Below are 25,770 nucleotides of genomic sequence, written 5' to 3' on the forward strand. Positions count from 1 at the left end.
ATGATCTATAACCATTAAAATCAATAAGTTATAAAATCATACTTAGTGTAAAAAAACTACGTTTGCAACTCTAAACACTTATTTATATCAAGACGAGAATTTGCACAAAAAATGTACAAAATAGGAGAGAATTTTTGCGGGGTTTCCGCTAGTGCTAAAACTTAGATTAGGATTATAGAATTTCTAGTAAGGAAATATGCTGTGCTTATTCTTTAGCACTAGTTTGTTTTAGTTGTTTTTTATCTATTTTTCCTCGGTCGTTTTTTGGCATATCCGCTACAAATTCAACTATTCTTGGGTATTTATAAGGGGCAATGGTTTGCTTAACAAATTCTTGTAATTCTTTAGCTAGCTCATCACTTGATGAAAAGCCTGGACGTAAAACAATAAAAGCTTTAGATTTAATTAAATTTTGTTCGTCTGTAACTCCTATAACTGCACATTCTGCAACAGAAGCGTGTTGTAGCAAACAATTTTCTACTTCACCAGGAGAAACAAAAATTCCTCCTACTTTTAACATGTCGTCTGTCCGGCCACAGTACCAAAAATAACCTTCCTCATCACGACGGAATTGATCACTTGTTGTCATCCAATCACCTGCAAATGTTACTTTTGATTTTTCATGAGCTTGCCAATAACAAAGTGCTGCACTATCGCCTTTAATTTGAAGTGTTCCCATTTCACCTGTCGCAACTTCTACACCATCAGCATTAATTATTCTTGCTTCATAGCCTGGAACTAATTTTCCTAAACTTCCAGCTTTTACATCTCCTGGATAATTAGAAATATAGATATGAAACATTTCTGCACTACCAATGCCGTCCAAAATCTCCACTCCATAGGCTGAAGTCCAACGGTGATAAAGTTCTTCTGGCAATGCTTCGCCCGCTGACAAACAGACTCTAATGCTACTTAAATCATATTTTTTCTTAGCATCTTCTATTTGCAACATTGCATTAATCATTGTTGGAACGCTAGTTAGAATTGTAGGACGATATTTTGTAATCATTTCAAACATTGTTTGTGCTGTTGAGCGTTCAGAAAAAATTGCTGCTGCTGCTCCAACCGCAAAAGGAAAAAGTAGATTTGTACCTGTAGCATAGCCAAAGAAAAGTTTTGGTACACCTAAAGTAATGTCTGTTTCCCTAATTTTTAATACCTGTTTTGCATAGCATTCAGTGTTGTAAGGTAAGTCATGATGAAAATGCACGGCTGCTTTTGGATGTCCTGTTGAACCAGAAGTAAAAAGCCAAATTGCAATGTCATCTTTAGAAGTAGGAGCAGTTTCTAGCTCTATAGATGCTTTTGGAACTAATTCATGGTAGCTTGGATGAGAATTAGCCGGCCAACCTACTACCAATAAATGTTTTAGATATCGAGCTTTAGAAAGTATTGGCTCAATCCGATCTAGCGTGCTAGCATCAACAATTGCTACTTTAGCTCTTGTATAATCTAAGTAATATTCATAGTCGCTAGATGGTAGCAGTGGATTTACCATTGTAATTACTCCACCTATTTTAGCTATAGCAAACCAACTAGTAACAAATTCTGGACAATCAGGAAGAACCATTAAAACCCGGTCTTCCATACCTATTCCTAAATTAAGTAAAACATTTCCTACTTGATTAGTTTCATTGACTATCTGTTGATAAGTGTAAGTTTGATTACGGTAATAGAGGCATATTTTGTCACCACGACCAGCTTCAATATTATGATCAAGAAAATAATTTGCCATATTAAATTTTTCTGGAAATTCTATTTTCATCTTACACTTAATGCTAATACTAAAGGTTAAATTAGCATTCTCCTTCTAGGTAGATTTTATTGTGTTTAAGAAAATGGATGATAAGACAAAGAATAGCTAATAGCAAGAAAGCAAAGTGCTTATTCCAAAAACTATCCGTTAAATAATAAAAGGCTTACTAAATTATTTAACTTAGTAAACCTTTTGTATTACTTAAAAAGTTTTAATACTTACAAAATTAGCTTTTATTAGCTTTATAACCTCGCTTAAAGCGAATAGCTCCAGCACTATTGTCTTTTAGTTGGATATTGACTTTACGATATCCTCCATTTTCTATTGGATTACTAGGATAATAGCCAACGATATAAACATAGCGCAATTCTTCAGCTATACGATGCCAAATATCTGGTAGACCATTACGACCGCCAGCATAATAGCTGTCTCCACCTGTTTCACGAACTAAATCACGTAAAAATACGGTATCAGGGTAACGACCAACTCCGCCGCCACGTCTACCACCACCCCCGCCACCAGGAAAAGTTGGAGGCATTCCTAAACCTGGGCTAGAACCAAATGTTCCAACATCTGAAGCAGGAAATTGTATAACATAATTTAAGGCACCACTTTCAAGCACTGCTTCAATTGTATTTCGCTCGCTTTCATCACTCCCTGTATCTTCTCCATCTGTAAGTAAAATAATAGCCTTACGACCTTCTTCAGACTTTATTTTTTTTGCTGCCAAATATAGTGCATCATAAAGACGTGTTCCACCACCAGCGCGAGTTGTATTAATGCTATGGCGGATTTTATTACGATCACTTGTAAATTCATTTAATACATTAACTCTACTATTAAATTCAATTACCATAACTTCATCATTTTCACGTAGTTCACGGACAAAATTTACAGCACTACGCTGAATAATTTCCATGCTATCAGAAATACTTCCGCTAGTGTCCATCACAAGAGCGACCTTAAAAGGAACTTTTTCTGAGGAAAGCAAAGAAACTTCTTGAGCAATTCCATCTTCAAAAACTCTAAAGTCTTCTGGTTTTAGGAATGGAACATAACGGCCATTTCTATCGCTGACAACCGTAGGTATAGTAACTAAAGTAGCATCTATTTTCAGTGTTGCATCATCTTCGCTTAATTCGCTAGGATCTGCTCTAATTACCTTTGGTTGAGGGGTGTTGTCTGTGCTATTTGTGCTATTTTCTGTGTTATTTGTTGTAGATGTTGGATTATTTGTGTTTTCTGGGGCTGGTTTAGATTTAGAACGAACACGTCCAGATTGAGCAGAACCAATGTCTGCTAAACTAATAAAAACTAACAAACTAACTAATAAGAAAGTTAAGCAGCGTTTCATGGTTTTTGCTCCTACATTAAAAACTTTTATTTACCAGCACGTTTAGGTTGTGCAACTTCTCCAGTACCTGTATTTGTTCCTTCTTTTTTAGCATAATATCCGCTACGTGTGCGTACTGCATACTGGTCTTTATTCTCTGTTAGTTTTACTTGGAGTTTGCGGAAAGTTCCATCCCGTCTAACATTACTTGGATAATAGCCAATAGAATATTGAGAACGTAGATCTGTGCCAATTTTTTGGGCAATAGGCTCAAGTTCTGATAAATCACGTGGAAAATAAGCTTGTCCGCCTGATTCAGTAGAAAGTTTATTAATTAAATCAACTGCCTTTTTTCTTGGTGAACGCTTAAATAATCCACCATCTTCAGCTACTTCTTCAGGAAAACCAATAATATAAAGCTGAACATCAAATTCTCGTAATTTATCTACGGCTTGATCTACGGTATATGTACTATCTCGCTCATCTCCATCGGAAATTACTACTAATGCTTTACGCCGATTTTTACCTTGTTTAGCATACTCGCTACAAACCGTAATCCCATCTAAAAGAGCAGTTCCACCACCAGCAACCATATTGTCTAAAGCATCATTAGCATCTTCTAGAGAAGTAGTAAAATCTTCCAATAACTCAATATTTTGAGTGTCTTTCATATCTACAATAAAAACTTCATCACCTTGCTTACTAAGTGCAAGTAATGTTTTAGCTGCTTTAATTACTGTAGCAAGCCTCTTACGCATTGACCCAGAAGTATCAATAACAATACCATAGCTAATAGGGACTTGTTCTTGTGTAAAAAATTCTATTTTTTGTGGGATTTGGTCTTCAAAAATTTGAAATTTGTTTTGGGTAATATCTTTTACAAACTTGTTATTTTTATCTAGTACACTTACATCCAAAGTTACTAGGTCTGTATCAATAACAATTGTTCCGCCATCATCCTGGTCAACATCGCCACGATTGCGTTTATTTTTTTCTTTTTCTTCAGGCGGAGGAGGAGGTGGTGGAAGGTCTTGAGGATTTTGGGCAAAACTAATAGGAAGATTGATAATGGAAAGTGCTAGTAAAATAATTAATGAAATAGTTAAGACTCGCTTTGTGTAACTCATAAATAGCTTCTCTCAAAAAAAATTTTTAGCCTAAATATGTTTGCTAACTAATCTGGATCAGGGAAAAAATCTTTACCAAATAATGCTCCTAAAGCAGTAATTCTTGCTTTACGTATTTGTTCATAAACTAAATTTGCTTCATCAGCATATTTTCCTGGTAATTCATAACGTAAAGATTCTAAAACTGTTAAATCTCGGCGTAAAGAAAGATCTAAGATCTTAAATAGCTTCTTTTTATCACCCTCTTTTTTTACTGAGGTATTGATATATTTAACTGTGTAATCTATCAAATCACCATAATTTCTAATTTCATCACTTGCTAGAGCAAAGTTTTCTGCTTGAAAATTAACTTGTGCTTGTCCCAAACGTCCTACACTTATTTTTATTAAAGCTTCTGTACGGTCTTTTTCTTTATTTTCTTTACTAATATTTTCACGCTCTGTTGTGGAAAGAAATTCTGGTAAAGAGCCAGGACTTTGGGCAAAAATACTGCTAGCACAACTTAATAGAATTAGTATTAAGAAAATAACTTTATATTTATGCAAAAATGTAGTTAACCGCATAGTTGTTCACCTAATTTTCAAGATTTTAGCAGATGAGCGCAACAAGCGGAAATTTTAGATTCGGCTACAAAAAGCTCTGGTGAGATGTTCTTAAAAAGAAACTCGATGTATCAAAAGAAAAGAATTTCCGCCCAAAATTTTTGCTTTAACTTAAGAAAAAACTTTTCCCAAAGCTGTATCAGTAAAGCAATTATGCCATAGCTTTACCAATATGGAAAAGCCTTAAGTCAAGCAAAAACTCTTATTGCGCACGAGAAGCATTTAAGGCACGTGTATGCGCCCAACTCTTAATATATTTGATTTGTTCGGTCATCGTCCTGGAAAGCGGAATAGTACGAGTAACAATACGTAGTATATGATTTTGTGACAAGGGCTGGTTCTCATTAAAAGCTTCTACGGCTGCTGAAAGCACTGCTTGTTCAATTTCCGCTCCGTTCCAATCAGCAGTTGATTTAGCAAGTATTACTAGGTCAAATCGGCTAGTGTCAACTCCTTTACGTTGTAAATGTACAGCAAAAATAGATTTACGTTCTTCTTCATCTGGTAAATCCAGGAAAAAAACTTGGTCAAAGCGTCCCTTACGTATAAACTCTGCTGGTAGTAAGTCAATACGATTAGCTGTAGCGGCAACAAAAACTAGAGCGTCTTTTTCCTGCATCCAGGTTAAAAAAGTAGCAAAAATACGGGATGCCGGGCCTGAGGCACCTTCTTTTACTCCAATCATCCCTGACTCAATTTCATCTATCCAAAGTACAGCAGGGCTAATGGCTTCAATCGTGGCAATTGCTCTAGCAAAAGCTTGTTCAGGCGGCCCAAAGCCCCCAGAAAAGACATTTGACATATCTAGCCGAAATAGTGGTAAATTCCACAAAGTAGAAACTACTTTAACTGCTAAACTTTTGCCACAACCAGAAATTCCCATCATTAATAAGCCTTTTGGTACAGAAACCCCCATTTTTTCGGCATCTTTATTAAAAATTTTAGAGCGTTTTGTTAGCCATTCTTTTAACACACCATAACCACCAACGTCTTCGACTCTAAAGCGAGGAAAGACAAATTCTAACAAACCTTCTTTTTTGGTAATTTGTTCTTTTTCTGTTAAAACTTGTTCAATCATTAAAGGATTAAATTGTTGTTGACCAAAAAATAAGGCATTAAGAACGTGTTGAATTTCATTAATGGTTAGCCCCTTTAAGCCAATAATCATGTTATTACGAGCTTTTTCATCTGTGATTGGACTTCTAAAATAGCGATTTGTCATGTAATCAAGTAGCGGCCCAATTTCATCATCTCCTGGTAAAGGTACTTCTATTAAGTGAACTTCCTTGCTTAACTCTTCAGGAATATAAAAGGAAGTTCCTAAGATCATAATAAATCTAGCTTTTTCTTTTAGCTGATAATAAGCATCTCTTAAACGGCGGGCTAAAGCCGCATTATCTCTAAGGAAATTATGAAAATCTTTTAGTAAGTAAAAACCTGGTTCGCCTTCTTTAATAATAAAGTCTAGTGCCTTTGTTGGTTCAGTTGTAGCTGGTACAATGGATTTAGAATCTTTTAAGCCTTCGGAAACTGTCCAAGTATAAATAGGTACGACCTGGGAAAAGCTTTTAGCTATGCTTTGGATCATTTTTTCTACTCGGTCTTCTTCCCATGTGCGTAAGTAAATTATTGGATATTGGGCTACAATAGCTCTTTTAATTCGATCTAGTGGTGAAAGGCGTACTCGATTTTGCATAAGTAAGTAATATAACTGAAAAAGCTTTAGACTGGATTTGATTGTATTGGCTAACAATGGTAACGAAATCTGATGAATTTTTCAATTTTTCTTCTGCCAGAAAACAGACAATTTTTAGTTCTATTTGTTTGCTATCTGTGTTTATAATAGTTTTTTTACTAAAACCTAACATAACAGCATTTTTATAATAAAAAATAAGGGTTTTAGACCTATAAAACCTACTTATGAAAATGTTTACAAATTTGCTTTCTAAATCCTAAAAAAAACGAGACTTAGTTTATGGTTAACCAAACGCATTTACAAATGTTGATTACTCCAGAGTGGAATAGCTGGCGTGATGCAAATAGAGTTAATACTCCAGATCTTACAGGGGCTGATTTACGAAATTTAGACCTTACCAATAGAGACTTATCTGGTGCTGACCTTACAAGAGCAAAATTTGATGGTAGTAACTTAACAGGTGCTATTTTTCGGCTATCAACCTTTATGGACACATCAATGCTAGGGGCAAATCTAACTAATGCTACTTTAGAGAGAGCTAATTTAACTGGTATAGATTTTCGTGATGCTAAACTAGAAAAAGCTAACTTAAAAAGTGCCATACTTAACCGAGCAACTTTAACTAAAGTCTCTCTTCGTGGAGCAATAATGGAAAATGCTAAGTTTGAAGCTACAAACTTAGAAGGGGCTGACTTTACTGGGGCATTAATGAAAGATGCTTCTTTTAAGGGGACAGGACTTGCAGGCTCTATTTTTGAAACCACTATTTTGGAAAATGTAGTTTTGGATAATATGGAATTAAATAAAGTAAATATGCGTAATGCAGACCTTACAGGAGCTAGCTTAAAATATACAAAACTAAGGGATGCAGATCTACAATCAGCTAAACTTTGTCGTGCCAAAATGATAGGGACGGACTTTGCTGGAGCAAATTTACAACAAACGGATTTTGAAGGCGCAGAATTAATAGAAGTAAAATTTGATAATGTTAGTTTACAAAGGTCTCGTTTTAATAGTGCAAGACTTGAAAAAGTAGCTTTTTCTTCTGCTAACATCAGAGATGCATGGTTTGAAAATACACGTTTTCAAAGTGTCAACCTACAAACTATGGATTTAAGAGTAGCCAAATTTCCTGGTGCTGAATTTACAGCTTCAAACTTAAATGGCATAGATGTTCGTGGGATGGATTTAAAAGGGATAAAATTAAAAAGCTGTAGCTTAATAGGAGCAAAATTTGCAGACGCTAATTTGGAAAGTGCAATTTTAGATAATTCTATTTTAAGTGGTGCTTCAATGCGTCAAGCAAATTTCTCTAAAGCTACTTTAGTTGGTGCAACCATAGAAAAGGCAGACCTTACAGGCATTAATTTAACAGCAGCAAACTTAAATAAAGTTAGTTTTGTTAATTCAGATCTAAGGTTTGCTAAATTAATGCGCTCTAATGTTACAGAAGCAAAATTTACAGATGCAAATATTGGTGGAATCAACATGACGGATGCTATTGCTAAAAAAGCTAACTTTTGGAAAGCAAAACCATCTAAAACTTCTAAAATCGTTTGTGATTTTTATTGGAAACCATTGCTAATGATTTTTCGCTTAACTAGCAAAGAGTAAATCTTAATGTCCAAGTGTAATACAAATTAAATCAGCAAGTTATTTACACTTGTACATGAGAAAGTCTTAAAAATTTCTTTTATTAATTTCTTCCTACTATTGTAATTCTTGGTGTATTACTGCTAGGGTGTTTATCCACAAACAAAGTGGTTTCAAAAACAGATTCTAAAGCATCTTTTGTTAAAACCTCTGAAGGTGAACCTTGAGAAAATATTTTCCCATCTTTCAAAAGCAAGATTTTATTAGCAAATTCTGATGCTAAATTTATTTCATGTGTTATAAGCAAAACAGTTAAGCCCTCTTGGTCGATTAATTTACTTAAAAGTTTTAATGTGGCTACTTGATAAGCAATATCTAAATTTGCTGTTGGTTCATCTAAAAGCAGTAGGTTTGGTTTTTGTGCTAGCGCACGGGCTAAAAAAACTCTTTGACGCTCGCCTCCAGAAAGCTCATTTAACTGCCTGGCTTTAAACTCTGTGATTGCAGTTAGTTCCATAGCTTGAAGGGCTGCGCTAAAATCTTTTTCTTGCTCAAAACCAACTCCACGACCATAAGCAAAACGACCTTGCAATACAAATTCAAACACTGACAATGGAAATTCAACCCTTGTTTCTTGAGCAACATAGCCAATTTCTTTTGCAAGTTCTCGTCGGGAAATAGTTGATAATAAACGGTTTGTTAGAAATATTTTTCCACTACTAGGAGTTAGCAAACCTGCTAGCATTTTCATAAAAGTAGATTTTCCAGAACCATTTGGGCCAAGTAGTACAACTAATTCATTTTCTTTTATATCAATAGAGACATTATTGATAACCGACTTTTGATAGCTAAAACATAAGTTTTCTGCTTTTAACATAAGGCTTTAATCATATTTTAAGTAAGCTACAGTTGCCCCCCAACTACCGCCAGTTAAATCTCCATTTGTAAAACTAGCAACATAAGGGCTACTACTTAAGATTTTCCTGACGATTTCTCTTTGTACTCCAATTCCTTTTCCATGAATTATCCGTACAACAGGAAATTTTAACTCATAACATTGATAAAGATATTCTTCTACTACAGTTTTAATTTCTTTGGGGGAAAATCTATGTAAATCAATAGTATCTTCAATCGGTAGTTCTATAGGTTCTACAGTTTTCAAAATCATCTTTATTCATAAGTATTAATAATTAGTTGGTTTTGTGTGAGGTGGTTTTAGCTCTTTAGTTGTATTTTCTGTAACGCTTGGAGGTGAATAAGGATAAGCAGCATTAGAATTATAGTTTTGCGGATTTGCAATAGGTGATATAAGTGGTTGTTGTGTTGCGGTGTTTAAGGGGCGATCTTGAAATAATGGTCGGCCCGGAGGCATTTGATAATCTAAATTTGTAGATTGTGGAGTAGGTAAAGCTGTTATTTGTGGGTTTTGTAGTGAGTTTGGATCTAGTACAATTACAGGTTTTTTTACTGAACCATAAATAAGCCTACGATAAATTAAAATCATAACACCTAATACAATAACTAATGCTCCAAGAGGAGCTAAATTACTTAAAAAATGTATATTTAGAGCATCAGAAATTATTTCTAAAGCTATAGCCATAAACGTCCCTGCACCCATAGATATTAGGCCAAGCTTTTTTAAGTCATGACGAGCTTTTTCTATTACTAAAGCTTGTTTAGTTAAATGGGGTTCTGACGACGGGAAGTTTTGTAAATTTTGCAAAGGCAATAACTGGGATTGTTGTATAGGAGTATTACTACTTACAATTTGTTGAATTGCTAAAAGATTAATACCGCAAACATTGCAGAAATTTCGATCACCTAAAACTTCTTTGCCACAACCTGGACAAAACATAACCGTCTCCTTGGTTAATTTTGCTATTTATATTAGATGTTTGATTGTAGCAAACGAACAACTTATCTAACAAGGTTGCAACAATATCCAACAAACTTGTAAATAGCTATTTTAGCTCAATTAGCATATTTGATTTACCTAGTTGTGTAGTGTTAATGCTAATGTTTAGAAATTTTTTGATCACCTCAATATTAGTAGTAGTATGTAAAGACAGTCCAAAAGTTGTAAAAGCACCTTGTCCGGCCAGGGCTAAAGGTATTAGCAATTGATCGGCTAAATATTCACCTACAGGAACATTAGCTGCTAGGTAATGTCTAACTTCCTTAACCGCTAAATCTGCAACAGCTTCTGCGCGTAGTCCTCTTTCACCAAATGCAGCAAAAACTTCTGTTAAATTTTCGCTTTCTATCTCAATAAAAACAACATTACCCGGGCCACGAGAATTATCTATTATTTCTGTATGTAGAAAAGATTTGTCCCAAGACATACGCTGTCCAATTAGACTTAATTCCCGAAAAAATCAAATGGCGGCGCGTTTGGGTTATGTGTACCACCTTCTAAAATTAGCTCTGATGGTTCATCAGCAAGTAAAAGTGCTGGCAAAATAGTTTGTAATACTAGCGTAGCACTGCCAGCCGTACCAACAGCAAAAGAATAATTTCCTGCTACTACTTTTTTAGGAATAAAAGTAAGTTGTGTTGAGCCAATAGTATTTCCAGCAACCTCAGCTTGTCCAATTTGAGCCGCAGCATTAACAGCCGTTAAATGCTGGCGTAGTAAACCTGGAGTTTTACGACCTGCACGAATTTTTTCAATCCTAAATGCAGTGCCAGTTACAAGTGATAGTCCAAGAGAACTACGTAAGATTTGTCCTCCACCTTCACCAAAAGAACCATCAATAATTATCATAATTTTCTATCCTAAAATGCCCAACTACCATTAACAAAAATTCTTGTAAAATGTAGCAATAAAATAAAAAAAATAGTACTTATTAAAGCTATTGCTACACGATTTTTAATTGTGGCTAGGGCAATAAAAATTGGAAACAGCGCGAAAGTAAAACGTGGTGCGCTAATTGTCCAAGTAAATGAAGAGAAAAATAGCACATAACTTAAAGCATAAATAGAATAATCCCAAGGCAATTTCCTATAAATACCTATAATTATTACAGCTAAAGCAAAAATAGTAAAAACTGCGCTCCAACCCAAGGTCATCATAAAAAATTCATCCCAAATACCGCTAGTTAAATTTCCAAGCAAAGTAGGCAAGCTAAAAATAGCTTCCTTTAGTGGAATAGGCGGAAAGCTAGGTGTTTGAATTGAGGCAGGATTATTTTCATGCTCACGAACAACAAAAAACGGACTCCCAAAATAATAAATATTTATCAGTAACTCAATCGCTAGCCCAAAGGGAGGCAAAATAACCAAAAATAGCTGTTTGTATGACCAACTGCGTCTATTTTGCCAAATTACCCATAAATAAGCTGGTAAAATAGTCACGCCAATATATCTAGTTAAAATGCTAGCTGCACCAAGTAAACCTGGTAGAAAAAAATATTGTAATCTTATTAAACAAAAAGATAGTAAAGTTAAAAATAAATATAAAGATTCTGTATAAATTGAATTAGTAAAATAAGAGGTTGGATAAAGATTAAAAAACAAGACACTTAAAACAGCCATTCGTTGATCTTTAAAATCTCGTTTTACTAGCCAATAGAGTAAGTAAGAATTAGCAATTGCTAAAGTAAAAGAAATTAAAAAACCGGCTGAATGAGGAGCAATAAAAAATAGTTTAGAAACTATTCTAATTAATAAAGGATAAAATGGTGGAAAATGGCTAATAAAAGCTTGCGCTTGCTCATCTAGCCCCACAGGTTTGTAGCCGCTAATAGCTATGGTTTTATACCAGTAAGCGTCCCAACGATCCCAAATGCTAAGAAAATTTTGGTCAGGGTTCGCCGCAAAATCAAAACATAAAAATCCCCAGCCAAATAAGCACACTTTAATCATAACTACTGCAAATAATAAGGATAGAATAATTTTTTCCTCTGACCAAAGCGTGCTATTTGTACTGGGTTTTTCGCATTATTTATGTTTGTTTTTAACCCTTTACACAGACTACTTGTTTAAGTGTATGAACAACTTCCACTAAATCAGATTGTGCTTCCATAACTGCATCAATATCTTTATAAGCTGCTGGAGTTTCATCAATTACATCTTCATCCTTGCGACATTCAATTCCAGCCGTAGCAGCTATATGATCAGCAATAGTAAATCTCTTTTTTGCTTCAGTACGAGACATTGCACGGCCTGCCCATGACTACAGGACATAAAACTTTCAGGATTACCTTTTCCACGTACAATATAGGATCTTGCGCCCATACTACCAGGAATAATCCCCATATCTCCTAGTCTAGCTCTTACCGCACCTTTACGAGTAACAAAGACGTTTTCACCATAATGGTTTTCAATAGCAACATAGTTATGATGACAATGGATTGCTTCTAAACCTGTTTCAAAACTTGGCAGTCCGCCAACACTTCTTATAGCATTAATTACATTTTCCATCATTAACTTACGGTTCCACATAGCAAATTCTTGCGCCCAATGTACAGCCTCAACATAATCATTGAAATGCTCAGTTCCTTCAGGCAAATAAGCCAAATCTTGATCAGGTAAATTAATAAACCAACGTCGCATATCTTCTTTAGCTAGTTCAATAAAATAGCTTCCAATCCGATTACCTACACCACGTGAACCACTATGCAACATAAACCAAACCCGATCAACTTCATCCAAGCAAACTTCAATAAAATGATTTCCTGTACCTAAAGTTCCTAAATGGTTTAAGTGGTTTCCTCGGTCTAGCTTAGGATGTTTAGCTATAATTTTTTCATAACCTGTTTTTAAGTCCTGCCAAACTTTTTCATGATGTTTAGGTGAATTTGCCCAAGCACCTCTATCATTCTTTCCACCATTATCAGTACGACCATGAGGAACAGCCTTTTCAATTGCTGCCCGTATATGACCTAAGCTATCCGGTAAGTCATTTGCCTTAAGTGTAGTTTGCACAGTAGACATACCGCATCCAATATCTACCCCTACAGCAGCAGGAATGATTGCTTTTTTTGTTGGGATTACACTGCCAACCGTAGCACCAATACCAGCATGAACATCAGGCATTGCTGCAATCCACTTATGAATAAATGGCATTGAAGCAGCATTTAATAATTGTTTTTTAGCTGCGTCCTCTAATGCTACACCCTCAATCCAAGCTTTTACTGGTGCAGTTTGATCTTCTTTTAGTACCTGATATTTTTTTTCCATGCTGGCAGTCTCCTTATAGTAATTATTAATAAGCATAAAAATAGGGCTGACAAATTTGTGATTTAATTTGACTTAAACCACAGGAGCCAAGATTGTAGTCATTATTGGATGTAATGTAATCCTGGCAAGCATTCAGCCCTGATTTTATATAGAATTTTTTATAAATATGAAATAGTAATAATAGATCTATTTAGTAAGAGGTTGTAGCGACAAGGGTTTAGAGAAACACCGTCCTTACCAAATTGCTTTGGCAGTGGACACGCAAAAAACATCTTTTTTATCAAAAGACATTTTGATGCTTCGCTCGCTAGATCACTCCAGTATCGCTACCTTAGGGTCGTTATAGTTACGTGTAGTTCCTCAAGGCATTCGCTACAACTATAATTCTTACTTGAGTAAGCTTAGTTATTTGTGACGACAAGGATTTGAGAAACGTTTTTTCGTCGCTCTAACCATTGAGCTACAGCTTCCATAAGGATTTGGTGGAAGCTGGCAGGACTCGAACCTGCAACCTACGGCTTATGAGGCTTGTAGTTCCTCAGGGCATTCGTCACAAGCTTAATTTTTTGTTGATAGCAACAAGGGTTTGAGAAACGCCATGCCTTTCGGCTCCAATGTAGTTCCTCTGGCATTTGCTATCTAAGAACTTGAAAAAATTTAATTTTTATAAAGAAATTTTAATTGGGCTAACAAGTTGTCGGTAAAGACTCGATATGTAATGTAGTCCTTACCTGCATTTAGCCCAAAACCCGTAAGCAATGATTTGCTGCTAAACTCTATAATTTTAAGCTAGATTTAATTGGGCTGACAAGCTTTTACTAAGACACAATTCCTTATGTAGTCTAGCGGCATTCAGCCCAACAAATTTTTATATTTCTACTGTTTTGATCACATTAACCCAATGTTGGCCTTGACTTTGACCATTAGCAAATAAATTTATTACATCAAATACTTGGTCAGAAAATCCGCCAACATTAAGAATATCTTTCCTATCAATTGCTTGAGTAGTTCCATAAGGTTGAATATCAATACAAACTAAGCGTGCTTTAGGATTATTTTTCTTAAACTTTTGCCATTCTTCCATTGTTGCACTACCGCGACCACCCTTAGCATCTACCCAAGATTCATTGTCAGAGATAAATATTACTAAATCACCTTTAGCTTTACGTTTGTTTAACTCTGCTAAAGGTGCGCTACAGTTAGTTCCACCGCCGCCAATAGAAGCTAGTTTAGTAGCGTTAGTCATTATGCTATCGCGTCCATTAAGCCGTAAGCTTTTTACAACATCACATTCAAAAGGTAAAACTTCAGCATCAGAATTTTTACGTAGCACAGTAGCAGCAACTAAAGCAGCAACATCAATACAACGAACCTTACTAGTTGAACCTTGACGATAGCCAGTTACAGAAGAAGACATTGAACCAGAAACGTCTGGACAAACATAAACTTTACCTTCAAATTTTGGCACATTAGCAGTTGCTATTTCCATTGCATCTTGTAAAGCTTCACGAATTTCTTCTGGCACATCTGCACTAGTCATTAAATAAGCAGTCATTAATTGATAAGGAAAAGCTCTAGCTTTAGAAATTAATTCACTATTACGCAACCTATCAGCAATAACCTTACTAATTCCCTCAGTTTTATAAACTTTATGACGGGCAAAAGTATTTAAGTTCATTCTAGTCATTTGCCAAGAACCATTACGAGCAATTTCTGTCCAATGCTCTTTGGTTAAATCTAGCATAGTCAACATTTCAAAAGGTACATTAGGTATTTTACTAGATTTAGCTTGCTTAAATGCTTCATATTCTTGAACTAATTCTGGCAACTTATTTTCATGATATTGACGACCAATCATATAACCAAAGAAATTTTCCCGTTTTTCATCTTTTGGTTTAGGATGTACCATTTTTATAATATCTGCAAATGAAGGACTTTGACCAACAGAAGCACGAAAAATTGATTCTTCACTACGATTTTCAAACCATTCACGAACTAAGCGTTTTGGTAAAGTACCAAGGGATTTACGACCAACTACGCCAGATCTAATAAGCTGTACAAAATTACGTAGCATTTTTCCATTATCAATTACACGAGGAAAAATTTTAGCTAATAAATCACGATCTTTTACTGATAAAATAGCAGCAAGTAATGCTGGCATATCTTTCATAAAACCACGCTCACGGCAATAAACAGCAGTACGAGCAATAAAATCAGCGTCAACTTCTTGACAAAGGGATAAAACTTTTTCTAATTGTTGTTCAGCACTAGCATAAAATGTTTGGTTAAAACATCCAGTCATTGCATATTGAGCTAAAGCATGTTTAGAGCTAAAAGAATAAGCGTTTCCGCCAGCTTCATTAAAAGTATCAGTTTTAGGGATAAATTTTCCAATAACAGATTGAAATAAACCTTTGTTAGCCATAAATCCTCCTGCGGACAATGGATTCCGCCAATTAGAGACATTTGTTAAATCATTTATAAAATTTTATTACTAGTTTTGTTTTATCTAACTTTATTACTTGCTTTGATAATCTATATATCAAGCAGCGTGCCATAAATTAAATTTTCTGCAAAATATCGTAATTTGTTGATATTAAATAGTTTAATTTGATATTTATTTGTTTACTATAGCTGCTTGACAAAGCTAATTAAATTGCTATTATCCAAAATTCTAAATCACTTATAATAAATTCTAAATTTTATGAAAAATAAAAATTATGTAGTAATGGGATTAATTGGAACCGCGTTAGATAGTGGTACAGGCCCGGAACGTTGGGAAAAGTGGCGGCCAACCGTTGCTTTATGCCGACATGAAAATTTGTTAATACATCGTCTGGAATTATTTTATCAAGCTAAGTTTAACTACATAGTAGAAACCCTAGTAGAAGATATTAAGACTGTTTCCCCTGAAACTTCGGTTCGAGCAATTGAAATGGAGTTTGATGACCCTTGGGATTTTGAGGAAGTTTATTCAACTTTACACGAATTTGCAGGCAAATATGAATTTAATACAGACGAAGAAGAATATCTAGTTCATATTACTACGGGAACACACGTGGCACAAATTTGTATGTTTTTATTAACAGAATCCCGACATTTTCCAGCTAAATTGCTGCAAACATCGCCACCTAATAGGCATAAATCCGAGCCAGGGAAATACACAATTATTGACTTAGACCTTTCTAAATATGATGAAATCGCATCTCGTTTCCAACAAGAAAAGCGCGAAGGCGTATCATTTCTAAAATCAGGTATTGAAACTAAGAATAGAGAATTTAACCGACTTATTGAAAGGATTGAACAAGTAGCAATTGCGTCTGAATCACCGATTTTGCTTATGGGGCCAACTGGCGCAGGTAAATCCCAACTCGCACGACGAATTTATGAATTAAAAAAAGCTCGTCATCGTGTTTCAGGTAAATTTGTAGAAGTTAATTGTGCTACGCTGCGGGGTGACTCGGCGATGTCAGCACTTTTTGGACATATTAAGGGGTCATACACAGGAGCAAATACTAATCGACCAGGATTATTACGCACGGCTGATAAAGGACTATTATTTTTAGATGAAATTGGTGAACTTGGTTTAGATGAACAAGCTATGCTTTTAAGAGCATTAGAAGAAAAGATGTTTCTCCCTCTAGGTGCTGATCAAGAAGTAAGCAGCGATTTTCAATTAATTGCTGGGACAAATCGAGAGCTAAATAGTTTTGTTACTGCTGGAAGGTTTAGAGAAGACTTGCTAGCTAGAATTAATTTATGGACGTTTCGACTTCCAAGCCTTCGAGATCGTGTAGAAGACCTTGAACCTAACCTTGACTATGAATTAGAAGCTTATACTCGTCGAACAGGAAACCGTGTCACGATTAGCAAGGAGGCTAGAGAAAAGTTTTTACGCTTTGCTACTTCTTCGTCAGCAAAATGGAGTGGCAATTTTCGTGACTTAAATGCTGCTGTAACACGTATGACAACGCTAGCTTTAGGTGGGCGTATTTCACTAGAAATTGTTGAAGAAGAAATGGAAAGACTTAATGCTACTTGGTATAACCCTAGTGAGCCTAACAAGGAAGAAATTCTGCTGGAGTCTTTATTAGGTAAAGAAGAACTTAATAAAATAGATCGATTTGATAGATTACAGCTTTTAGATGTGTTATCCATTTGTCGAACAGCTAGGACGCTTTCTGAAGCAGGCCGAGAGCTTTTTTCTAACTCACGAGAGCAGAAAAAAAATATTAATGATGCAGATCGATTAAGAAAATATTTATCCCGCTTCAATCTACAATGGCAAGACATTAAAACAGCTACTGAAGATTAGGATTAAAATTAAATAATTTATGTCTGATACAAATAAAGAAAAAGATTCTCTAGCTCAAACCGTTGCACAAGGGACAATTTATATTACTGCTGCTAAGTTTTATTTTATTGTTTCTAGCTACGCGATTTATTTTGCCCTACCACGTTTAATAAGTGCTGAACTCTTTGGTATTTATGGGTTTGTTATTAGTATTGTTTCTATTATTAATGTTGTGTTAGTAACTGGTACACAGCAAACAGTCTCTAAATTTGTTTCTCAAGATTACCGTCATGCAGATTCGGTTAAGTATCAAGCCTTAAAACTTCAAGTTTTTGTTGCTGGAATTATAACGCTAATCTATTTTCTCTCTGCTCCACTGCTTGCAAGGTCTTTTAATGACCCAGCTTTAACTCGACCTCTACAGATTTCTGCACTAATTCCTTTGTTTTATAGCTTTTATGCTGTTTATGTAGGCTACTTAAACGGTCAAAAAAAGTTTGTTCGTCAATCTATACTAGATATTACTTATTCAACATTAAAAGCAGGCGGAATTATTCTATTAGCAGTGCTAACAACTAGTGTTGATGGAGCAATTTTAGGTTTTGGGATTGCAGTAATAGTAGTTTTTCTATTCTCCCCATTTGTTGCAGGTAAAGCAGTTAATCAACAAACAGATCATAAACCTTCTGTTAGTGCTTTTCTAAGATTTCAATCTGAACTGCTAGGAGCAATTTTAGTTAGCAATTTATTACAAAGAGCAGACCTGATTTTAATTAAAAAATATATTTCGTCTGACAGCGTTACGGCTAATCAAATGGCAGGCTATTACACAGCTTTAATGACAATTGCAGGCGTGACTTACCAAGCAATTGTTTCTGCTGCTTTTATAATTTTTCCAATAATTTCCCAAGCTAGTTTTGAGCAACAAACGGAAGCAATGAAAGGCTATATCCGTCAAACTACTAAATACACGCTTATGTTGATGGCTTTAAGCGCGACTGTTTTTTCTGCTAATGCTCCAGTAGTTTTAGAAATACTTTACCGCAAAGAATATGCTGTTGGCGCACCAGCACTTGCTATTGCTGCTTATGGGCTACTATTTTTTGGACTAATTTATATTTTGACTACAATTATTTCCAGTAGTGGTAAACCTAGAGTCTCATTGCTAGTTGGAGGAGCAACTTTAATTGCAAGTGTGCTACTTAATATTTTCTTAATCCCAAAATTTGGTTTGGTTGGAGCAGCAGCAGCAACAACTATTGCAATGTTTATAGGTGTAATTCTAGCTAGTAGCTATATTTATCATAGCTTTAAGGCGTGTTTTGATATTAAATCAACTATTAGCACTGTCCTTGCTGCCGCTTCTATGTATTTGGTAGCAAGTGTTTTACCCGCAAATATTATTAATATTGCTACAGGTAAATTAGCCATACTAATTAATTTTGCTTTTCAAGCAGGTATTCAAACAACCGTTTATTTAGTGATTTTAATTCTTACACGCGAAATTGGCCTTAAAGAAGTTAACTTAATCCGCAAAGTTATTAAAATTTGATAGGTTGATTTTGTATAAAATAAAACCCCTGCTTAAAATTGCTTAAGCAGGGGTTTTTTAATTAGCTAGAAAAGATTTTTAACGCATACCAGTTGGACTATTAAATTGTCCTAAGCCTGTACCAGGGCCACCTACAATTGTAGTTGTTCCACCAGCAGCAGGTTTTCTTTGGATACGGTTGTTAAGTGTATCTCCAATAAACACATTACCAGTAATAGAAACTGTAACACCTTCAGCACCATTAACCGTACCAGGTGCAGTACCTGTTGCCATAAATACTGACCAAACGCCGCTAGTATTTACTTGAACACGTTTATTACCAGTATCAGCAACATAAACTGTACCATTGGAATCAACAAAAATGCCTCTAGGTTGATTCATCTTGCCAATAGCAGTTCCAGCAGTAGCACTAGCAAAAATTGTCCAACCTGTTGTCATTCCAGTAGTATTCATTTGAATACGGTTATTGCCAGTGTCAGAAACGTAGACAACACCATTTAGGTCAATAGCTACACTACGAGGTTGTGAAAATTGGCCTAAATTTCTACCCGCAGCACTACCAGCAAAAATAGCTGTAACTGCTGTTGCTGTGCTAGCAGTATTAGTTACTAATACACGATTATTATTTGTATCAGCAATGTACAATTTGTCGTTTTGCTCATCGTAAGCTAAACCGCCAGGTTGATTTACAGCATTTGGCGCAGTGCCTGGCCCAACAATTACCGCCCAAGTCGTGCCACCATCGGTTGAACGTTGAATGCGATTATTACCAGTATCAGCAACAAATATTTTCATATTATCGCTACTAGCAACAACGCCACGAGGAGCATTAAATTTTCCTGGGGTTGTGCCAGGGCCAAATCCAACAGATGTCCAAGTCATACCGTCATCATCAGAGCGTTGTAATCTGTTGTTATTTGTGTCAGCAGCATAAATGGAAGTGTTTTCTAAAGTAAATGCTGGTGCAGGATCACAAATTATAGCATTAACCGAAACGGTTAATGTGTAGGTGGTGTTTAGCCCACCATTAGCATTTACTTCATGAACAGCTATTGTAAACTGTTGACCAGCAGGAACATTGAAAGAGTAAGTTGAATTGGTTGCGGATGATCCAGGATCAGCTAAATAATTTACACTAGGTGTAGCAGGAATAAATCCATTAGCATTGTAACTTAATGTAAATAAAGTGGTATTAGGTTGCATCAAGTTTACAGTGTAACATTGAGTGACTGCACTAGTATTTGTGAATCGATAAGAATCAAATCTTCTAACTACTGTAGCATCATTTAAGCCAGGATTAGCTTTAGGTACTGCACAACTAGAAGGAACTCCATTACGTAGCAATCTTCCAGTTTGAGTTCCAGTAGCAGCTATATAGTCAGGTGAAGCTGGTGGAGTAGTAGCATCTAAAACAGTAGTAACGGTAGTTGTGCTTATAACACTTCTACCTGTTGGAATGCTAAAGTTAAACATAACAGGACTTGTTCCACCACCAAAGTTTACAGTCAAAGTAAATGCTAAGTTAACACCACAGGTGACATTGCTGGTTAAAGCAACAACAAATGGATTAGCTGTATTAGTAACACTACTGGTAGCAGCAATATTGCCAAAATTTATTGTGCTAGTAGTTACTGTGACACCTGTAATTGGGTTTGTTAAAGCTAATGTGGCTTGAACGTTGGTTGCTGTAGTTGTACTAGGATTATTTAAGGTGACAGAAATTCTTGCTCTTTCGCCTGGGTCAATTGCTCCATTGTTGTTTGTTGGCGCACTTTCAGTAGCAGTAAATCCACCAAAATTAATTACTGCTTGACCTTGGACAGCATTTAGCATATTTACTGCATCCAAAATACCAAAACCAGAATTAATATCAAAACCATTGCCTTCAATATCTATAGCAGAAAAAGTTAAAATTGAGCGTATTTGGGCAGGTGTTAACATTGGGTTAGCTGATTTAAGTAAAGCTGTTAATGCACCAGCATGAGGAGCCGCCGCCGATGTACCAAAGAAAGGATTTAATCCACCAGCTAATGTAGTAGAAACACCATCAGCAGCAGTTATATCTGGCTTATTGCGAACCGTCCCGCCGTTAGTGCCAAATAAAAGGTTTCCTGGCGTGATAGCTGTTCCATTAGCGTTGTAAAACATTCTTCTTGGGCCATCGGAACTAAAATTTTCTACTAAATTAGTAGGGCTAAATGGATTTGGGAAGGGCCCAGTTACACCAGCAGAAGCAGGGCCCGCAGGAGTAGCAGCACATCCAAAAGCGTTAACCGCGCTATTATGGCCTTTAGTTTGACCATTTGTAGCAATGCTTAAGCGTCCACGATTAGTGTTTAAGTGTAAAGCTCTTGGACTAGCAGCAGATGATTTGAAAATGACGACTCTATCACCAGCAAATGTTCCTCCAGCAGTTATTTCAAATGGATCATCATTACCATCTTGTAAGTTAGTACCTGAATCAAAAAGTATCGTTAATGTAGAATCAAAGATAAAAACGTCATAGTCATTGCTAGATTGACCTAGAGGGTCAGACCAAAACAAAGTGTAGAATGATCCTCCTCCAGCAGGAACAGGATTAGCAATTGTTGGTGTTGGGCCGGCAGGAGTAAAATTATTAACACTTCCACCAGGTAAGTTAGCTAATGTTCCACCATCAGCAAAGTCACCTTCCCAAACGCCTGAAGTTCCTTTTTTCAAACTTCCAGCATTACCAGCAGAAGAAAAATAAATAGCTCCATTAGCTGTAACTGTGTTGACAGCCTGGGCAATGGGCCCATCTTGAAATGGAGATTCATTAAAATAAAACACATCATCAATAATGATGTCACAACCAGCCGTGCGTAGAGCTTGGATATTAGCAGCAAAATTGGCTACACCACCAAATGCAGTAGCATAGAAAAGTTGCGCACCAGGAGCAATATCATGAACAATTTGCAACATTGCTCTGCCCTCATCTGTACCTGAAACAAGGTCTTGAAGTACAGTTACAGGAGTAGTAAACCCATTAGGGTTGCCTGGGCCTGGTAGGTTGCCTGTAGTAATATCATTGGTTGCCCCGCCCAAAGCATTAAATGTGTCAGATAAAACACCTATTTTTATACCTGTTCCATTGACGCTAAACATAGTTCGAGCCGTAGCAGCACGATGAGTAGTGTCTCCTTGAGAATTAACAGTACCTATGTTTGGAGTAATTACAGGTTTTTTACGTTTGTCAGAGGATTTTTCTGCTGCACTAATCATTGCAGGCAAGTTATTTCTTACATTTGCTATTCTAGTAGCTAAACTAACTTGATTAGTTGTGTTAGGTTGAGGATTTGCTACATTTGGCCCAACAAAAGTTGAGGCTAAAGCATTATTAGTGTTGTTGCGATCAACCACACTTTCAAGTTGTGCTTTTATTTCTGGTTGTATAAAAACAACCTGTGGAAGGCTAGCTATAGCTTCCATTGAACTTAAAGGAGCTTTTGCTTTAATAACTTTATACTGTGGGCTATCAAAGAGAATATCCGCACCAGCATCCATCAAAATTTTCTGAAAACTATCATCAGTAGTAGTAACTTTTAACTCAACAGTTACTTTACCTTCTTTATCTTTTTCCAAGTTAACCGGACGTAGAGATTCTACTCCAGGTGCAAAAGCTTCTCCACGAGCTTCTTTTACACCACGAATTAAACGAGCATCCATTTTACGTTGTGCAGGGGTACGCGAGTTTTTTTCTTGAATTAGAGCAGCAATTTGTTGTTGTGCTGCTTCTGGTAAGCCATTTGTAGTTGCTAATACTTGTGGTTCATCTGTAGGCTTATTATTAGCATTTGCACTAGTGTTACTAACTATCTGACTGTTACTTAGTGTTAATGTAGCTAAACACAACCCTACAAGAAATGTATAAAACAAGTACCACTTAAGTTTTGGGGAAACTTTTTTATCAACTTTATTTGCTGGTTTGGCTTTGTTTCTCATACACATCCTTAATTGTTTGAATAGTTTTGGGGTTAAACAACCAAATTTATGAAAAATAGGTTGCCATCAATATTTTGTTATGGGATTTATTTAAGTTTAGAAAATTAGTATAAGCAGTTGCTTAACTTTTAGCATTATAGAATAGTTCCTGTGGATCTTAAAGCTGTAGAAGAAATATCTAAGTAAAATATTTCTTGAGATATTGGAGAAAAGAAGCTTTGAAACTCTTTAGGAATATTAATGTCTGATAAAGTTTTTATTTTTTGATCTTCTTTTCGACAAGCGACTAAAAATTTTGCTCCTTGCCTAGTCATTGCTCTTAAGGAATTTATCATATCTATATCATCTTTATAGTATTTTGGTGTAAATAATCTGTTAGCAGTGTCATAACCTAAAATATAGTCACACTCGCCAAAAAGATTAGTTTTTTCTAAGAATGTAGCAGCTTTAGTGATAGCAATAGTTTTATAGTCAATAAATTGTGTTAATCGTTTAGCTACAGTAGTTTCATTTAACCAAGGCTTATCAACGTTAGCAATTGAAAGCTCAAAGATCACTTCTTTTTTTAATATTTTTTCTGCCACTTCAGCTAACTTTTTATGTCCTTGATGAAGGGGGTTAAAAGAACCTGCCATTATTGCAAAACTACTTGGTAGAGAAGTTATTTTTCCTTTTTTAGAAATTACTAAAAGATCCTTTTTATTTTGCCAAAATGCTTGCCAAGTTACTTGTAATTCTAGATTGCTCAACAATTCTTTATACATAATTAAGCATTTCTACCAGACTTTCTTAAGGATTGAAGCAGGCTAGTTTGGCCTTTGCTAATACGTGTTTGCCAATGGCTTAAAGATAATGTTTCTGGCTGATATTGTGCCAAAATATCTTTTAAGGATTCCCCATTAATTTGACGAGACTTAAAGTAAAGCAACCCTAAACATATAGCAACAAAAGGGTTTATTAAAATATAAATTAGTATATGAGAAATATTAAATAGCAATGAAACTATAGCAGCTTTAGGTAATGGACTAGGATTAATAATAAAAACATTAACTGATCCTGATGCAATACTAATAATGGATAAATAAAATAAAAAAGTAGCATAAGCTTTTTAGTAACCCTTTGGCTTAACAGATATAAGTTTTTGGCATGTTTTAACGAAGCTAACCCACCTATACCTTCAATTATCGCTACAGGAGCATAAAGAGAATACTTAAAAACTGTCCTACCTGAAGTAATTAATATAGTTAGCATTACTAAAAATATAGTAGTTAGACGTAATAATCTATTAGGCTGTTGAAGAATTTCAGTCAAAAAATTTTCTTCTGTAATAAGTTGGTATACTAAATTACTAGTGAAAAAAAATGTAGAAGAGATGCTTATTGCTAAAAAAAACTCTGCTAGGCTATAAAGTAGAGCAGGAATAAGAAAAATACGTAGTCGTTTTTTTAAGATTTCTATTGCAGGTCTAATGGATACTTCTTTTAGAGGAGCAATTATTAATTGTGCTAAAACAGGAACACTAATTCCACTACTAATAGCACGAGTAAACATAAGATTTATTATCACACCACCAAGTATAAAAATAGTCAGTAATGTATTAATTAAAACATTAGGTGCTGTCTTAGTTAATACAGTATTTATAAAAGAAAAAACAAAAACTAATATTGCTGGAATAGAAGCTATAAGTGAAATTTGTATAAAAGTAGAGAAATGTTCTGCATAAAGTCCAAAAGCTTGGCGCATAACACTTGCTGCTGTTTCTGAACGGGCGCGAAGTGCATTAGCAAATGCTACGGCACTTACTGGGCGTTCTGGGGCTTGTTTACTTAAAGCAGAGTTTATTAAATCCGCTACAGCTTTAGGAATATCTGGGCGTTTATCTAGAAGTGATGGAGGAGGGCTGCTAAGGTGCTGCATCATCAAAGCATTAAAATTCCCCTTAAAAGGTGGCTCACCTGTTAACATTTCATATGCAATTACACCTAAGCTATATATATCAGAGCGTTTATCTAATGTTTCCCCAACGCATTGTTCAGGTGACATATAAATTGGAGTGCCAAGAATTGCCCCTGCTTGAGTTAATTTGTCTGTAGATTTAGTTTCTTTTGGGTTTTGTTCTTGAGTTGTTCTAGCTTTTGCTACTTGTACGGCTGTTTTTTCTTCATCTGGTGAAGAATTACTAGCTGATGGCTGTACAGCAGTTTTTGTTTCATCTTTTTCTACTAAATTGCTTTGAGGATTGACTTGAACAGCAGTTTTTGTTTCTTTATCAGGCGAGTTTTGAATAATTTGAACATTAGTAACAGCTTCTTGGAAAGTGTCTTGAGTTTTTAATTTGTTGGTTAAATTACCACTTATTTTATTATTGGTTGGTTCGGAGGATGTGCCTGGTTGAGCTAATTTAGCTAGGCCAAAATCCAAGACTTTTACTGTAAACCCTCCTCGCTCGTTGGGTTCTAGCCAAATGTTATCAGGCTTTAAGTCACGATGGATTATTCCTTCTGTGTGGGCTTTTTCTATTGCTAAACAGGTTTGCTCTAAAATATCTACCACCCAAGCTAATGGCAAGTTTTTTTCTTCTTTAAGTACATCGCCTAAATTACAACCATCAAGATATTCCATTACTAGATAAGCTAATTGGGATTTTCCTAATTCAGCAAAACCAAAATCCGT

At 35.5% G+C, this 25,770-nt stretch carries 17 protein-coding genes and 2 pseudogenes; 3 read left to right on the plus strand and 16 right to left on the minus strand.

Features of this window, described 5'->3' with window-relative positions; genetic code table 11:
* Positions 1–205 precede the first annotated feature (205 nt).
* The 5 genes from IPK14_00200 to IPK14_00220 form a co-directional block, all read right to left on the minus strand.
* Complete coding sequence (locus IPK14_00200) at positions 206–1,765, minus strand: benzoate-CoA ligase family protein (protein MBK7991864.1); 1,560 nt, start codon at positions 1,763–1,765, stop codon at positions 206–208.
* Positions 1,766–1,982: 217 nt separating this feature from the next.
* The gene (locus tag IPK14_00205) at positions 1,983–3,110 is read right to left on the minus strand and encodes a VWA domain-containing protein (protein ID MBK7991865.1); all 1,128 of its coding nucleotides are present in this window, start codon (positions 3,108–3,110) and stop codon (positions 1,983–1,985) included.
* A 26-nt stretch (positions 3,111–3,136) separates the two neighbouring features.
* Entirely contained in the window at positions 3,137–4,216 is a 1,080-nt protein-coding gene (locus IPK14_00210) for a VWA domain-containing protein (protein ID MBK7991866.1), read from the minus strand.
* A 47-nt stretch (positions 4,217–4,263) separates the two neighbouring features.
* Positions 4,264–4,779, minus strand: a complete 516-nt coding sequence (locus IPK14_00215; protein MBK7991867.1) for a hypothetical protein — start codon at positions 4,777–4,779, stop codon at positions 4,264–4,266.
* A 241-nt stretch (positions 4,780–5,020) separates the two neighbouring features.
* Positions 5,021–6,514 (minus strand): AAA family ATPase, encoded by a 1,494-nt coding sequence (locus IPK14_00220; GenBank protein MBK7991868.1) that lies wholly within the window; start codon positions 6,512–6,514, stop codon positions 5,021–5,023.
* Positions 6,515–6,793: 279 nt separating this feature from the next.
* Here IPK14_00220 and IPK14_00225 point away from each other — a divergent pair, with 279 nt between their 5' ends.
* On the plus strand, positions 6,794–8,128 hold the full coding sequence (locus IPK14_00225; GenBank protein ID MBK7991869.1) for a pentapeptide repeat-containing protein: 1,335 nt from the start codon (positions 6,794–6,796) through the stop codon (positions 8,126–8,128).
* Between the two features lie 82 nt (positions 8,129–8,210).
* Here IPK14_00225 and IPK14_00230 read toward each other — a convergent pair whose 3' ends face one another.
* From IPK14_00230 to IPK14_00260, 7 genes and pseudogenes are all read right to left on the minus strand, one after another.
* Positions 8,211–8,984 carry an ABC transporter ATP-binding protein gene (locus tag IPK14_00230; protein MBK7991870.1) on the minus strand — a complete coding sequence of 258 codons (774 nt, stop codon included), beginning with the start codon at positions 8,982–8,984 and terminating at the stop codon, positions 8,211–8,213.
* A gap of 6 nt (positions 8,985–8,990) precedes the next feature.
* Positions 8,991–9,275, minus strand: a complete 285-nt coding sequence (locus tag IPK14_00235; protein ID MBK7991871.1) for a Smr/MutS family protein — start codon at positions 9,273–9,275, stop codon at positions 8,991–8,993.
* A 15-nt stretch (positions 9,276–9,290) separates the two neighbouring features.
* Positions 9,291–9,962, minus strand: coding sequence for a zinc ribbon domain-containing protein (locus tag IPK14_00240; GenBank protein MBK7991872.1), 672 nt, complete (start codon positions 9,960–9,962; stop codon positions 9,291–9,293).
* A 106-nt stretch (positions 9,963–10,068) separates the two neighbouring features.
* Positions 10,069–10,871, minus strand: a pseudogene (locus IPK14_00245) (RNA 3'-terminal phosphate cyclase).
* An 11-nt stretch (positions 10,872–10,882) separates the two neighbouring features.
* On the minus strand, positions 10,883–11,971 hold the full coding sequence (locus IPK14_00250; protein MBK7991873.1) for a glycosyltransferase family 39 protein: 1,089 nt from the start codon (positions 11,969–11,971) through the stop codon (positions 10,883–10,885).
* A gap of 91 nt (positions 11,972–12,062) precedes the next feature.
* A pseudogene (locus tag IPK14_00255) lies at positions 12,063–13,288 on the minus strand (RtcB family protein).
* An 868-nt stretch (positions 13,289–14,156) separates the two neighbouring features.
* Positions 14,157–15,713: an RNA-binding protein gene (locus tag IPK14_00260; protein MBK7991874.1), complete on the minus strand. Its 1,557-nt coding sequence runs from the start codon at positions 15,711–15,713 to the stop codon at positions 14,157–14,159.
* A 279-nt stretch (positions 15,714–15,992) separates the two neighbouring features.
* Here IPK14_00260 and IPK14_00265 point away from each other — a divergent pair, with 279 nt between their 5' ends.
* Together IPK14_00265 and IPK14_00270 are read left to right on the plus strand one after the other, a co-directional pair.
* Positions 15,993–17,603 (plus strand): sigma 54-interacting transcriptional regulator, encoded by a 1,611-nt coding sequence (locus IPK14_00265; GenBank protein ID MBK7991875.1) that lies wholly within the window; start codon positions 15,993–15,995, stop codon positions 17,601–17,603.
* Positions 17,604–17,622: 19 nt separating this feature from the next.
* Positions 17,623–19,134 carry a polysaccharide biosynthesis C-terminal domain-containing protein gene (locus IPK14_00270; GenBank protein MBK7991876.1) on the plus strand — a complete coding sequence of 504 codons (1,512 nt, stop codon included), beginning with the start codon at positions 17,623–17,625 and terminating at the stop codon, positions 19,132–19,134.
* 78 nt (positions 19,135–19,212) lie between these two features.
* Here IPK14_00270 and IPK14_00275 read toward each other — a convergent pair whose 3' ends face one another.
* From IPK14_00275 to IPK14_00290, 4 genes are all read right to left on the minus strand, one after another.
* Positions 19,213–23,097: a S8 family serine peptidase gene (locus IPK14_00275; GenBank protein MBK7991877.1), complete on the minus strand. Its 3,885-nt coding sequence runs from the start codon at positions 23,095–23,097 to the stop codon at positions 19,213–19,215.
* A 134-nt stretch (positions 23,098–23,231) separates the two neighbouring features.
* Positions 23,232–23,861, minus strand: coding sequence for a hypothetical protein (locus tag IPK14_00280; GenBank protein ID MBK7991878.1), 630 nt, complete (start codon positions 23,859–23,861; stop codon positions 23,232–23,234).
* Positions 23,862–23,863: 2 nt separating this feature from the next.
* Positions 23,864–24,094 carry a hypothetical protein gene (locus IPK14_00285; protein MBK7991879.1) on the minus strand — a complete coding sequence of 77 codons (231 nt, stop codon included), beginning with the start codon at positions 24,092–24,094 and terminating at the stop codon, positions 23,864–23,866.
* A 5-nt stretch (positions 24,095–24,099) separates the two neighbouring features.
* The gene (locus IPK14_00290; GenBank protein ID MBK7991880.1) at positions 24,100–25,593 is read right to left on the minus strand and encodes a protein kinase; all 1,494 of its coding nucleotides are present in this window, start codon (positions 25,591–25,593) and stop codon (positions 24,100–24,102) included.
* Between the last annotated feature and the right edge of the window lie 177 nt (positions 25,594–25,770).

The sequence above is a fragment of the Blastocatellia bacterium genome, from assembly GCA_016713405.1.
Classification (GTDB): domain Bacteria; phylum Acidobacteriota; class Blastocatellia; order Chloracidobacteriales; family JADJPF01; genus JADJPF01.